We start from the raw sequence: 13,125 nt of genomic DNA, 5'->3' as shown, positions 1-13,125 counted from the left end.
CGCCATCCACGACGTCGCGCCGCCGGTCAGACCGGGACGACGCGCAGGCGGTCGGCGACCACCCGGCCGTCGTGGAGCACGGTGCGGTCGGCACTGCGATCCATCACGGCGCTCGTCGGGGTCTCGCCGTCGACGAGCACGAGGTCGGCGCGGTCGCCGACCGTGACGCCGGGACGATCGCCGACGCCCGTCACCCGCGGCGAGGCATGGCTCATGATCGAGGCCCCGCCCATCGTGGCGACGGCGAGCGCGAGTTCGATGTGGTCGTCGCGACGGAAGCCGTTGACGAACGCGAGCTGCCACGTGCGGTCGAGCATGTCGCAGTTGCCGTAAGGGCTCCAGTAGTCGCGCTGACCGTCTTCGCCGAGCCCCACACGAACCCCGGCCTCGACCAGGTCGATCAGACGCAGGTGCCCGGTCGTCGAGGGGGCGACGGTGGCCATCGCGACATCCAGCTCGGCGAACTCGTCGATGAGACGCCGGCTCACGGCCTCCGACACCGAACCGAGGTCGTAGGCGTGCGAGATCGTCACCTTCCCCTGCATGCCGAGCGCACGCGTGCGCTCGAGCACGAGCTCCGTGCTGAACACGCCGAGGGCGCCCGGCTCATGGAGGTGGATGTCGACCTCCACCTGGTACTTCTCGGCCAGCCCGAACACGATGTCGAGGTGCCTGACCGGGTCACGGTCGAGCTGGCTCGGATCGATGCCCCCCATGACGTCGGCACCCTGCTTGAGTGATTCCTCGAGGTAGTCCACCGTGCCGGTTTCGCGCAGGATGCCGGCCTGCGGGAACGTCATGATCTGCACGTCGGCGTGGCCGCGGAACTTCTCCTTCGCGGCCAGCACCGAGTCGAACTTCTCGAGCTTGCAGTCGACATCCACCTGCGCGTACGTGCGCACGCGCGTCGTGCCCTTCGCGATCATCTGCTCGAGCGTGCCCGCCACGATCTCGGCGTGCGGCACGTCGGTGTGACGCCAGTTGTTCCGGTCGTTGAGCATCATCCCCCACACGCCCGGCGCCCCGGTGTGCGGACGGAAGGGGAGGCCGATGCGCGAGGAGTCGAGATGCACGTGCACGTCGCTGAACGATGGGAGGACCAGGCGTCCCCGCCCGTCGACGTCGTCCGTCGCCGGTCCCGTCGACGCGTCGTGAGGCGCGATCGCGGCGATGCGGCCGCCTTCGATGACGATGTCGGCGGCGTCAGCGCCCCACGGGCGCGCGTTGCGGATGATCACGGAGAGTCCTTCCGGAAGGGGATGCCGCCGGCGGCGGTGCGGCCTGAGGCCGGGTCCGCGTGCGCCGACAGCGCGAGGGGTGCGGCCGAACCGGCCGCACCCCTTCATTCTCCGTCAGGTCGTTCCGCCCTCAGCACACCGCCGGTCCGATGGACCGGCGCCGGCTCAGGAGGCCAGCTCCTCGGGCTGCGCCTGCGTGGTCAGCGAGATGACACCGTAGTCCCAGCCCTTGCGGCGGTATACGACGCTCGGGTGGTCACTGCGGGCATCGATGAAGAGGAAGAAGTCATGCCCGACCAGCTCCATGCGGTCGACGGCCTCCTCCACCGACATCCATTCCGGGTGGAACTCCTTCGTCCGGATGACGACCGGCGTGTAGCCTTCTTCTTCCTCGTTGCCGGTGACGATCGGGATCTCGCCGGTCGCGACGGCACGGAGCACATCGACGGACGCCGGCTGCAGATCGATCCCCTGGATCGCGCCGCTGCCCTTCTCGAACTTGGCTCCGCGAGGGTGATTGCGCGCGTCGACGCGCTTGTCCTTCGCACGACGCAGCTGCTCGCACAACTTGTCGACCGCGAGGTCCAGAGCGGTGAACTTGTCGCCGTCCGTCGCCTCCGCCCTGATCACGGGGCCCTTGCCGTTGACGGTGAGCTCCACTGTCTCGTCTTCGACGCGGCCGTTGTGATAGGCGCGATGCGTGACCTTGACATCCACGCGTTGCGCGCGGGGGGCGAGATTCTCGATGCGGGCGGCCTTCTCTTCGACGACCCCGCGGAAGCGATCCGTGATCCCCACTCCCACGCCGACGATGCTGGTTTCCATACCTGCCTCCTTGTTCCGGTCCGCCCGGCCAAGGGCGGACCATCAGTCGCCTTGTCTTCCCCACGGTAGCCCCGCGTCCGGACTCTGTCACCTGTGAGTTTCGAATGCGACGGAACCCGTTCATCCGGGTATGCCCTGCCGCCGCGGGGTCGCTGCGAGGGCGACCGCTGCGACCACCTCGATGCCCGCCGCTCGCAGCGCCCGCACCGCCTCGGCGAGGCTGGCACCCGTCGTCACGACGTCGTCGAACACCACCACCCTCAGGGGCGCTCGCGACGCGGCGTGCTCGGATTCCTCCGGGATCGCGCCACGCAGCGACGTCATCGCGGACATGGTCGCGACCATGCTGTGCGCGACGTTGCGGCGCCGCGCGTCGCGATCGAGGCCGCGCTGGTCGGCCGTACGGCGGGCGTGGCGCAGCAGCCGACGGCCGGGGCGCCCTGCACGGCGGAGGAGGAGCTCGGGCACCCGGTACCCGCGCCGGCGGTACGCCGCACGCGAGGTGGGCATCGGCACCACCAGGCAGCCGGCCGCGCCGGCCCGATCCAGCGCCGCGGCGAGCGGCGGCGCCAGTGCGGCGGCGAGCCCGGTGCGGCCGTCCTCCTTGATCGCCCGCAGCACCCGCGCGGCGACACCGTCGAACACGAGCCCGCTCCACACGTCGACCGCTCCCCCGGGCGCCGCCACGACCCGACGGCGGACGTCGGGCTGCAGGGCGAGCGCGCAGCGCTCGCAGAGCGCGACGTCGGGCTCGTCGCAGCCCGCACACCAGACCGGCAGGAGCAGCGCCAGCGTGTCGGCGCACCCCTCGCGCAGCGCGGTCACGAATTCCCTCATCACGGGATCAGCCTGGCCACCGGCGGCCGCACGTGGGTGGCCGATCGCGGCCACCGGTGGAGAATCCGGCCGACCGTCTCGTTGGGGAGGAGGCCTACTGCGGCGCGCCCTGCTGCGTCGCGAGGAGGAGGATGCCCGTCGCGGTCGGCTGCCAGGCCGTGCCGCGCTTCACGTAGAGGGTGCCATCCTCGGCCCGCAGGCGCAGGGTCGAGATGCCGGTGCCGCCCGCGATCGACGCCATGCCCGAGGCCGTCGTCGACAGCGATGTCGGTCCGCCGACGACCTGCTCCACGACGGTGGAGTCGGACTCCGCACCCGCGAGCACTCCGACGTTCGCGTCATCGATCCAGGTGACGCCGATCTGCGTGACGCCGACCACCGCGCCGCCGACGGCAGCCAGCTGCATCGGCTGACCGAGCCGCACGGGCACGCCGTCCTCGCGGATCACGCCGGCCACCGACAGCACGCTGCGGCCGCCCTCGCTCACGACGGCGGCGATACGGGTGCCGTCGCGCGAGAGCGCCATGCCCCCGATGGCGGTCGCACCGCTCCAGGCGTCGGCGATGTCGATCGCATCCCCGTTCGGCAGGAAGACCCGCAGCGCGGAGGGCTGCTCCTGCGGAACGCTCCACACCGCGCCGGCGTTGTCGATGACGGGGTCCACCAGTCCGGCACGCGCGTCGAGAGGCTCCGGATCCGTGCCGGCGGCGTTCAGCCGCACGACCTGCCCCGAGGCGAGCTTCGCCGCGGCGAGGTCGCGCTCCGCACCGACCTGCACGCTCACGGGGGCCGCTGTCTGCACGGCCGCCGAGAGCCCGGGGATCTGGTCGATCTCGTCGCCCGTCAGGAAGCCGAATCCCGCCTCGGTCAGCACGAGCGGCGCGGCCGGCACGCGCGTCGAGCGCACCGCCACCGGCTGGGCGTCGACCGGCGTCGAGTCCACGGTCATCACGACCTCGGTCACGCCCGCCGTCCTCAGGCTCTCCTCCAGTTGCGTGAGCATGCGGTCGAGCGCCTCCGGATTCGCGCTGAGCAGCTCCTCCGTGAGTGCGACCTCGGCCACTCCCTCGTCGTCGACGAGGACGGAGGGCACTGCGGTCACACCGTCGGGAAAGGCGGAGTCGACGGATTCCGCCAGCCACTCGGTCCGCGGCTTGTTCACCAGCGCGGCCGCGATGCTGCCCGCCGCGTTCGTCACCGGGAACCAGCGCACATCGGGCACGAGAAACTGCCACGACGGATCGAAGTACATCAGCGGGTAGCGGTTGAAGACCCTCGGGAACTGCGCCTCATCGAGCCAGATGCCGGGGGGCGCCTCGGTGATGCGCCACTCGCCGTCCGACTGCTTCTCGAGGCGGAACGGCCAGCTCCCCGGCGAGATGTCCGCACGCTGGTACGCGCCCTTGTCGTCGACCGACGCGACGACCTCCGAGGCGAAGTCGACCACGCCCTCCTGCGTCTCGACATAATCCCGTTCAGCGCGCTCATCGATGATGACGCCTGCCTCCGGCATCCAGTCGTCCCGGATCTCGGGGGCGAGGAACTCGCGGGCGACGGTCCAGTTGCCGGCGACACCCGGTCCGGAGCCGGCGTCGATGAAGCCCTCGACGATCTGCTGCGGCGTGGCGCCCGGCTGCGGGCGGTTCGGGATGAAGACGAGGTTCTGCGAGCCGTTGTCGGCTTCGCCGTTCTGCAGCCCGTATTCGGGCGGCCCGCCGGTCGCGAAGCCCGCGCAGCCGGTCACGACCACCGCGCACACCGCCAGCAGGAGGGCCAGGATGCCGCGAGCGCGGGTCATGCGATTCCTCCCTGCGGCGCGGTCTGTCCCGGGTCGCCGGCGCCTCCGGGCCCGACGCGGTGCGGCACCTCGATGGGCGCGGTGAGCCCGAGGTCTTCGAGGGGCGCGACCGCGTCGTCGCCCGGATCGACGGGGATCGGCGACGCTCCGTCCAGGGGCGTGCCCTGCCGCGGCAGAGTGAGCACGAAGTTGGTGCCCCGGCCGGGCTCCGACCACAGGGCCAGCTCGCCGCCGTGCAGCTTCGCATCGCCCAGCGCGATCGACAGGCCGAGGCCGGTGCCGCCGATCGTGCGCTTGCGCGACGGGTCGGCACGCCAGAACCTGTCGAACACGTGCTCGACCTCTTCGGACTTCATGCCCAGACCGAAGTCGCGCACGCCGATGGCGACCGCCTGCTGGTTGCTGTCGACGGTCACCACGATCGGGCGCCCCTCGCCGTGCTCGATCGCGTTGCCGAGCAGGTTGCGGACGATGCGGCGTACGCGCCGCGGGTCCATCTCGACGGGCGAGTACCCTCCGGGCGCGACGAGACGCACGTCGGTGCCGTGCTGCTCGGCCAGGTGCTCCATCGACCCGATGACGTCCTCGGCGAGGTGCGCGAGGCTCGTCGGCTCGAGCTCGAGCTGCACCGATCCGGCGTCGTACCGGCTGATCTCGAGCAGGTCGGTCAGGAGCGTCTCGAACCGCTGCACCTGGGCGTTCAGCAGTTCCGCCGCGCGGGCGGTCGCCGGGTCGAAGTCGTCGCGCTGGTCGTTGATCATGTCGGCGGCCAGGCGGATCGTGGTCATCGGGGTGCGCAGCTCGTGGGACACGTCCGAGACGAAGCGCTGCTGCACGAGCGACAGCTCGGCCAGCTCCTTGATCTGCGACTCGATGCTGTCGGCCATCGCGTTGAACGAACGACCGAGGGTCGCGAGCTCGTCCTCGCCGTGCACCGGGAGTCGCACGTCGAGCTGCCCGGCCGCCAGCTTCGCACTGGTGTCGGCCGCCTCGCTGATCGGGGCGGTCACGGATCGCAGCACGAACCACGCGATGCCGCTGATCAGCAGCACCAGACCGATGCCCACGACCCACAGGGTCCGCTGCACGAAGGTGAGGGTCTCGGGCGCGTTCGCCAGGTCGTAGGCGAGATAGAGCTCGTACGAGGCGACGCCCTCGATGGTGAGCTGCTGGCCCACCATGATGCCGGGCACGCTCGTGTCGGCGCCGTCGGGAAGCGCGACCGACTGCCAGATCTGCTGGTCGGGGTTCGTCCGCACGAGGGCGCGCATGGACGACGTCAGCAGGTCGGGCATCACAGCCTCGGCGGTGCTGAAGTCCTGGGGCGCGTTGGGCACCGGCGGCCCGATCCGGTACGCGGCGACCATGTCGGCCGACGACTGGTTGCCCAGAGCGGTGAACGCGAGGGTCATCACGTTCTGCATCTGCACGGCGTCGCTCTGCACCGCCGCATCGAGCGTGCGCTGCGCCGCCGCGCGCGCCTGCTCGGCGTCGATGAGCACCTGGTCCTTGCGCGACGCGAAGAGGTCGTTCTGGATCGCCAGCCCCATCCAGACGCACGCCACGACCACGGCGAGCGCGGTGAGGCCGATGGTCACGAGCAGGGTTCGAAAGCGCAGCGATCGTCGCCAGAGGCCGGCGATGTCGCCCGGCCACGCCCGCCACAGGCGCCACCACGCGACGCGCGCACGCGTCTGGCTCACGCCCGTGATCGGCGCCGTCACCATGTTCCTCAGACGACGGCGCCGGCGCGGTATCCGACGCCGCGCACCGTCGTCACAATCTTGGGATTGTCGGGGTCCTTCTCGACCTTCGCCCGCAGGCGCTGCACATGCACGTTCACCAGGCGGGTGTCGGCCTTGTAGTGGTAGCCCCAGACCTGCTCGAGGAGCATCTCCCGCGAGAACACCTGCTGCGGCTTCGATGCGAGCGCGACGAGCAGCTCGAACTCGAGGGGCGTGAGCGCGATCGGGCCGTCGCCGCGACGGACCTCGTGCGCGGCGACATCGACGGTGAGGTCGCCGATCCGCAGCGAGTCGTTGGACTGCTGGCTCGCGGGACGCAGCCGCGTGCGGATGCGCGCGACCAGCTCCTTCGGGTTGAACGGCTTGACGATGTAGTCGTCGGCGCCGGACTCGAGGCCCTTCACGACATCAGCCGTGTCGGTGCGCGCGGTCAGCATGATGATCGGGATGCCGGACTCGGCGCGGATGCGGGTGCAGATCTCGATGCCGTCGATGCCGGGAAGCATGAGATCGAGCAGGATGAGGTCTGGCCGCTCGGTGCGCCAGACGTCGACCGCCTGGGCGCCGTCCGCGCAGAAGACCGTCTCGAATCCCTCCGTGCGCAGCACGATGCCGATCATCTCGGCCAGGGCGGTGTCATCGTCGACCACCAGGATGCGTGAAGTCATCGCGCGCGTTCGTTCCTTCTCTCCAGGCACAGACGGCACGCGCCGTCCCCATGCGCTTCACACAGAGTAGTCGACACGGCCTGTGCACCGGCCGTACCTCGCCCGAACACACGCCGGGAGTGCCTCGCGCGCGGCGGGTGCGGCATCCGGTCGATGTGGAACGATAGGGAACAAGCCGACCATCGCCGCGCACCGACCGCCCGGCGCCGACGGAGAGGGGAACCGTGACCGCGTACCCGGCTTGGACGCCGGCGTCCCGCCCCGGGATCATCCCACTGCACCCGCTGTCGTTCGGCACGATCCTCGGCCGTTCGTTCGCTGCCCTGCGCCAGAACCCGCGCGTGCTCCTCGGCTTCGCACTGGTGGTGCAGACCCTGGCTTACGTGGTGGTCCTCGGCGGAGTGCTCGCCGTGACGTGGGCGACGTTCTCGCGCCTGGACACGGTGCCGGAGGGCACCGAGGAGTACGACACGATCCTGGCCGGCTCGATCGCCCTGACCGCGATCGCGGGCATCGTGCTGTCGCTCGCGGCCGGCGCCCTCAGCGTCATCGTGCAGGGCATCGTGGTCGTCGAAGTGACGCATGCGGCGGTCGCGGAGAAGCTCTCGCTCGGCGCGCTGTGGCGACAGGTCAAGCCGATCGCGTGGCGGCTCATCGGGTACTCGCTGCTGGTGATCCTCGCCGTCGCAGCTCTCGTCACGGTCGTCGTGCTCGCGATCGTGGGCATCGCGATGGCCGCGCTGCCTGCGGCGATCGGGCTCACGATCCTGGTCATCCTCGCGGCGATCCCGCTCACGTGGTGGCTCATGATCAAGCTGCTGCTCGTGCCCGCGGTGATCATCATCGAGCACGCCACGATCCTGCAGGCCGTCTCGCGATCCTGGACGCTGACGCGCCGGCGCTTCTGGCCCGCCCTCGGGGTCATCATCGTCATCAGCGTCATCTTCGCCGCCGTGGCGCAGGTCGTGAGCCTGCCGATGAGCTTCCTGTCGATGGGCCTGACCACGATCATCGCGCCGACCGGAGACCCCGAGCCGACCGCGATCATCGGCTTCATCGCGGCGGCCCTGCTGACGCAGGTGCTCACCCTGCTGCTCCAGTCCGTCGCGGTCGTCGTGCAGTCGACCGCGACCGCCCTCATCTACATCGACTGCCGCATGCGGCGCGAAGGACTCGATCTCGACCTGCTGGCGTATGTGGAGCGACGGGATGCCGGAGCCCCCGGCCTCGCCGACCCCTATCGCGAGCACATCGGGCGTGCGATCGCGCCGCGCGGCGTTCCCGGCACGTTCCCCGGGTACGCGGGGTACCCGTATCCGCCCGGATACCCGCTTCCGGGCTCCACGGCCGCGTACGGAACGCCGCCCGCCGGCACGCAGCCCGGCTATGGGCCCCACCCCGGGTACGGCGCACCGCCGGTCTACGGCGCACCGCCCGCCTACGGGGCACCGCCCGCCTACGGGGCACCGCCCGCCTACGGGGCACCGCCCGCCTATGGGCCGCCACCGGCGTACGGCGCAGCGCCGACGCCTCCCGTACACAGGGCTCAGACCGAGGGCTCCGGTCTGCCGGCCGACGCGACCGCGGACTCCCCCGACGCCGTCCCGCCCGCAGAGCCGCCCTCGTCCACCGCCTGGACCGCTCCTGGCGCAGCTCCCGGCGGCACCGACCGCGACGCGCCGTGAGCCTGACCTCCGCACGGTCGGCGCTGCAGCGTCCCACCGACGCCGTGCCGCCGCTGACGCCGGACGGCGACGAGGCGCGGCGCTGGGCGGAGGAGGAACTGTCGGACCCTTCCTATGACATCGCCGAGCCGACGCCGTTCGACCGGATCGCGCGTGCGATCGGCGACTTCATCGGCTCGCTGCTGAACCCGGATGTGTCCGGGGGGTGGGGCTCGACCTTCGCGCTGGTCGCCGCGATCGTGGTCGTGGTGATCATCGTCGCGGCGTTCCTGGTGTGGGGCGTGCCGCGGGTGACCCGCCGTTCGGCCCCGCGCACGCCCCTGCTGTTCGGCGACACCGAGCACCGCTCTGCGGCCGAGCTGCGCGGCGCCGCCGCCGAGCGCGCCCGGGCGTCCGACTGGGACGTGGCCATCGTGCTGAGGTTCCGCGCCCTCGCCCGCGGCTGCCTGGAACGCGGCGTCGTCGACCCGCCCCCCGGCGCGACCGTGCACGCCTTCGCGCGGGCAGCGGCACGTGCCTTCCCTGCGCTCGCCACCCGACTCGAAGACGCCGCGGCGGCGTTCGACGATGTCCGCTACCTGCGGCGCCCCGGCACGGCGGAGCTCTACCGCCTCGTCGCCGCCGTCGACGACGCCGTCGTCTCGGCGCGACCGGCGGCGCGTGAGGAGGTGCCGGCGTGAGCGCGACGGCCACTCCCCCGCTGCCCGACACCGGGCTGCCCGGCGCCACCGCCCCGCCGGCGCCCTCCCGCCGCCGCCGGGTAACGGCATGGGTCGCCATCGCGTTCGTCCTTCTCGTGGTGGGCGGCATCGGCGGCGCGGTGTCGGCGGCGAATCAGTGGGCCCAGCGCGGTGCACTGGACCCCGACTCCAGCGGCCCCGACGGAATGCGCGGCATCGTCGAGGTCCTGCGCGATCACGGCGTGGACGTCGTCGTCGCGCGCGATCGGGCGGCGGCGTCCGAGGCCCTCGAAGGGGGCCCGGCGAGCCTCGTGCTGCCCGACGCGCCCGCACTGTCCGATGACGCCGTGGCCGGCCTCGCCGGGGCCGCCGACGATGTCGTGCTCATCGAACCGCGGGCGCGGACGCTCGACCTCCTGCTGCCGGGCTCGGCACCTGCCGGCGTCGCTCCGGGCGGCGCCGATGCCGCGAGCCTCGAGCCGGACTGCGAAGTGCAGGACGCCGTCCGTGCCGGCCCCGTGACCCCGGGCGGCCTCTACAGCGCGGGCGACGGCACAGCCGCCTGCTATCCGGCCGCCGACGGCTTCGGCCTCCTCGTCCGGACGGGCGACGGCGGCCGCGTCGCCGCCGTCGACGCGGCCGCCCTCTTCACGAACGAGCACCTCGCCGAGAACGGCAACGCCGCACTCGCCGCGAACCTGATGGGGCGGCATCCGCTCGTCGTCTGGTACATCCCCGGCCTGGGCGACACCGACCTCGCCGACGCGAACCCGTCTCTGGGTGATCTCACCCCGCCGTGGGTGAGCCCCGTGATCGTGCTGCTGCTCGTCGCGGGCGTTGCCGCGGGCATCTGGCGCGGCCGCCGGTTCGGCCCGCTCGTCGCCGAGCGCCTGCCGGTGACGGTCCGGGCGTCCGAGACGACCGAGGGCCGCGCGCGCCTTTATGCCCGCGCCGGAGATCCTCTGCACGCCGCGGACCGGCTCCGGATCGGCGCGCTGCGGCGCCTCGCCACCCTGCTCGGGCTGGCCGCGAACGCCGCCGCCCCCGAGATCGCCGACGCCGTCGCCGGCCGCACCGGCCTCGATCGCCGGGCGGTGCGGGGCATCCTGCTCGATGAGATCCCCCGCAGCGACGCCGACCTCGTCGCCCTGAGCACACGCCTGAGAGACCTCGAGGACGCCGCCCGCGCGGCCGTCCGCCCCGAAAGGAGTCCCCGATGACGGATACGCCACCGGCGCCGAGCACGACCACCCCCGACGGGCCCGCCCGCACGCCCGCACCTGAGGCGCTCGACGACGCCGCGCTCCGCGAGGCGATGAACCGCGTGCGCCTCGAGGTCGGCAAGGCGGTCATCGGCCAGGACGGCACCGTGACCGGCCTCCTGATCGCCCTGCTCGCGCGCGGGCACGTGCTGCTCGAAGGCGTTCCGGGTGTCGCCAAGACACTGCTCGTGCGGGCGTTCTCGACCGCGCTCGGCCTCGGCACCACGCGCATCCAGTTCACGCCCGACCTGATGCCGGGCGATGTATCGGGCTCGCTCGTCTACGACGCGAAGACCGGCGAATTCGAGTTCCGAGAGGGCCCGGTCTTCACGAACGTCGTGCTCGCCGACGAGATCAACCGCACGCCCCCCAAGACGCAGGCCGCACTGCTCGAGGCCATGGAGGAGCGTCAGGTTTCGACCGACGGCGTGACGCGGTCGCTCCCCGACCCGTTCCTCGTCGCGGCCACGCAGAACCCGATCGAGCACGAGGGCACCTACACACTGCCTGAGGCCCAACTCGACCGCTTCCTGCTGAAGCTCATCGTCGACGTGCCGGCACGGGATGCCGAGCTCGCGGTCCTCCGCCGCCACGCGAGCGGCTTCGACCCCCGTGACCTCGCCGGCGCGGGTCTCGGCCGCGCCGCCAGCGCCGCCGAGATCCGCGCGGCGCAGCGGGCCGCGGCATCCGTCACCGTCTCGGACGACGTGCTCGGCTACATCGTGGATCTCGCACAGGCCACCCGCAGCAGTCCTTCGGTGCAGCTCGGCGTCAGCCCGCGGGCGGCGACCGCACTCCTCGCGGCGTCGAAGGCCTGGGCGTGGCTCGGCGCGTATCCCGCGATCACCCCCGACCACGTGCAGACGATGCTGCTGCCGACCTGGCGGCACCGCATCCGGCTGCGGCCCGACGCGGAGCTCGAGGGCGTCTCGGTCGACGCCGTACTCGGCTCGGTCCTGCAGCAGACGCGCGTCCCGATCTAGGAGCCGGTCGTTGAGCGAGCGAGGAACGAGCGAGACGAAACGCGCCGAACGGAACGACGCCTGATGTACCTGACCGGTCGCCTGCCGCTGCTCCTCGCCGTCGGAGCGGTGCCCGTCGTGCTGCTCTCGGCGGCGGGCGTCGACGCGTGGCTCGCGGCGGCAGGGTGGATGCTGCTGTGCCTGGTGGCGGCGCTCGCAGATGCGGCGGCAGCGCCGGACCCCCGCCGGATCACGGTGCAGCGACGGCTGCCGCGCCGCGTGCTTCTCGGCCAGGCCGTGCGCGCAGAGCTGGTGCTGCGCAACGGTGCCGATCAGACCAGCGCGAGCGGCCGCGCCGTGCGCGGGCGCGTGCGTGATGCCTGGCAGCCGACCGCCGGTGCGCCGGCGGAGCGCCCGGCGATCGACATCCCGCCGGGCGAGTCGCGGACGATCGCCATCCCGCTGCTGCCCCGCCGTCGCGGCGAACTGCGCTCGCGGTTCGTCGTGGTGCGCTCGGACGGCCCGCTGCGGCTCGCCGGACGCCAGGCGCGGCTCGACGAGCCCGGCGCATTGCGAGTGCTCCCGCCGTTCACCGCGCGGCGTCATCTTCCCTCGCGGCTCGCACGGCTGCGCGAGCTCGACGGCAACACGAGCGTGCAGGTGCGCGGACAGGGTACCGAGTTCGACTCCCTCCGGGAGTACGTGCGCGGCGACGACGTGCGCTCGATCGACTGGCGCGCGACGGCGCGGTCGAGCACGACGATGCTGCGCACCTGGCGCCCCGAGCGAGACCGACACGTGGTGATCGTGATCGACACGGGACGCACCGCGGCCGCCCGGGTCGGCGACGGCGTGCGGATGGATGCCGCGATGGAGGCGGCGCTGCTGCTGGCCGCCCTCGCGACGCGGGCCGGCGACCACGTCCACCTGCTGATGTTCGACCGCACCATCCGCGCCCGCGTCACGCGCGTCGACGGCCCGGGTCTGCTGCCGGCGCTCGTCGACGCCATGGCTCCGGTGGAGCCGCAGCTCATCGACACCGACTGGGACGCCGCGTTCGCCCAGGTGCGGCTGCTCACCTCCCGCCCGTCGCTCGTCGTGCTCCTGACGGCGCAGGACGCCGCGGAGGCCGCCCGCGGTTTCCTCGGGTCGCTGCCGGCGCTCGCCCACGGCGCGCACGTGCTCGTCGGCGCGGTCACCGACGAGCAGGACCCGCTGCCCGAGCGGCCGGACGCCACCGACGTGTATCGCGCCGCGGCGATCGAGCGCGCGGCGCATGATGCCGCCGTCGTCGCTGCGGCGATCGGCCGTGCAGGCGGCGAGGCCATCGCCGCCACGCCCGAGGACCTGCCACCCCGCATCGCCGACCGCTACCTCGCGCTCAAGGCGGCCGGACGCCTCTGAGTCGGCGACCGGGCGGTTCGT

At 72.4% G+C, this 13,125-nt stretch carries 11 protein-coding genes; 5 read left to right on the top strand and 6 right to left on the bottom strand.

Translation table 11 applies throughout. From position 1 onward, the window contains the following. Positions 1-26: 26 nt before the first annotated feature. The 6 genes from ABG085_RS05875 to mtrA form a co-directional block, all read right to left on the bottom strand. Positions 27-1,238: an amidohydrolase family protein gene (locus ABG085_RS05875; protein ID WP_347978483.1), complete on the bottom strand. Its 1,212-nt coding sequence runs from the start codon at positions 1,236-1,238 to the stop codon at positions 27-29. 165 nt (positions 1,239-1,403) lie between these two features. Beyond that, the gene (raiA, locus tag ABG085_RS05870; RefSeq protein ID WP_163616768.1) at positions 1,404-2,063 is read right to left on the bottom strand and encodes a ribosome-associated translation inhibitor RaiA; all 660 of its coding nucleotides are present in this window, start codon (positions 2,061-2,063) and stop codon (positions 1,404-1,406) included. Positions 2,064-2,183: 120 nt separating this feature from the next. After that, positions 2,184-2,900, bottom strand: a complete 717-nt coding sequence (locus ABG085_RS05865) for a phosphoribosyltransferase family protein (RefSeq protein ID WP_347979287.1) — start codon at positions 2,898-2,900, stop codon at positions 2,184-2,186. 94 nt (positions 2,901-2,994) lie between these two features. After that, on the bottom strand, positions 2,995-4,698 hold the full coding sequence (locus ABG085_RS05860; RefSeq protein WP_347978482.1) for a GerMN domain-containing protein: 1,704 nt from the start codon (positions 4,696-4,698) through the stop codon (positions 2,995-2,997). Further along, complete coding sequence (mtrB, locus tag ABG085_RS05855) at positions 4,695-6,425, bottom strand: MtrAB system histidine kinase MtrB (RefSeq protein WP_347978481.1); 1,731 nt, start codon at positions 6,423-6,425, stop codon at positions 4,695-4,697. The genes ABG085_RS05860 and mtrB overlap by 4 nt, the downstream gene beginning before the upstream one ends. Positions 6,426-6,430: 5 nt before the next feature. Further along, positions 6,431-7,111: an MtrAB system response regulator MtrA gene (mtrA, locus tag ABG085_RS05850; RefSeq protein WP_347978480.1), complete on the bottom strand. Its 681-nt coding sequence runs from the start codon at positions 7,109-7,111 to the stop codon at positions 6,431-6,433. 224 nt (positions 7,112-7,335) lie between these two features. On the opposite strand from mtrA, the gene ABG085_RS05845 reads away from it, so the two are divergent. From ABG085_RS05845 to ABG085_RS05825, 5 genes are all read left to right on the top strand, one after another. After that, on the top strand, positions 7,336-8,796 hold the full coding sequence (locus ABG085_RS05845; RefSeq protein ID WP_347978479.1) for a glycerophosphoryl diester phosphodiesterase membrane domain-containing protein: 1,461 nt from the start codon (positions 7,336-7,338) through the stop codon (positions 8,794-8,796). After that, positions 8,793-9,476, top strand: a complete 684-nt coding sequence (locus ABG085_RS05840; protein ID WP_347978478.1) for a DUF4129 domain-containing protein — start codon at positions 8,793-8,795, stop codon at positions 9,474-9,476. Before ABG085_RS05845 ends, ABG085_RS05840 begins: the two co-directional genes overlap by 4 nt. After that, on the top strand, positions 9,473-10,696 hold the full coding sequence (locus ABG085_RS05835; protein ID WP_347978477.1) for a DUF4350 domain-containing protein: 1,224 nt from the start codon (positions 9,473-9,475) through the stop codon (positions 10,694-10,696). The genes ABG085_RS05840 and ABG085_RS05835 overlap by 4 nt, the downstream gene beginning before the upstream one ends. Before the next feature lie 95 nt (positions 10,697-10,791). Further along, the gene (locus ABG085_RS05830) at positions 10,792-11,721 is read left to right on the top strand and encodes a MoxR family ATPase (RefSeq protein ID WP_347979286.1); all 930 of its coding nucleotides are present in this window, start codon (positions 10,792-10,794) and stop codon (positions 11,719-11,721) included. A gap of 63 nt (positions 11,722-11,784) precedes the next feature. Then, positions 11,785-13,104 (top strand): DUF58 domain-containing protein, encoded by a 1,320-nt coding sequence (locus ABG085_RS05825; RefSeq protein ID WP_347978476.1) that lies wholly within the window; start codon positions 11,785-11,787, stop codon positions 13,102-13,104. The last annotated feature ends 21 nt before the right edge of the window (positions 13,105-13,125 follow it).

Origin of the sequence: Microbacterium sp. ProA8 (genome assembly GCF_039905635.1) — a bacterium.
Classification (GTDB): Bacteria; Actinomycetota; Actinomycetes; order Actinomycetales; family Microbacteriaceae; genus Microbacterium; species Microbacterium chionoecetis.
Note: the sequence above shows the minus strand (reverse complement) of the source record. Positions and strands in the feature narration are given on the sequence as shown.

Coding starts and splice junctions, on each gene's coding strand:
- mtrA (WP_347978480.1), bottom strand. CDS start 7,111: ATGACTTCACGCATCCTGGTGGTCGACGATGACACCGCCCTGGCCGAG.
- ABG085_RS05830 (WP_347979286.1), top strand. CDS start 10,792: ATGAACCGCGTGCGCCTCGAGGTCGGCAAGGCGGTCATCGGCCAGGAC.
- ABG085_RS05860 (WP_347978482.1), bottom strand. CDS start 4,698: ATGACCCGCGCTCGCGGCATCCTGGCCCTCCTGCTGGCGGTGTGCGCG.
- ABG085_RS05865 (WP_347979287.1), bottom strand. CDS start 2,900: ATGAGGGAATTCGTGACCGCGCTGCGCGAGGGGTGCGCCGACACGCTG.
- mtrB (WP_347978481.1), bottom strand. CDS start 6,425: ATGGTGACGGCGCCGATCACGGGCGTGAGCCAGACGCGTGCGCGCGTC.
- raiA (WP_163616768.1), bottom strand. CDS start 2,063: ATGGAAACCAGCATCGTCGGCGTGGGAGTGGGGATCACGGATCGCTTC.
- ABG085_RS05825 (WP_347978476.1), top strand. CDS start 11,785: ATGTACCTGACCGGTCGCCTGCCGCTGCTCCTCGCCGTCGGAGCGGTG.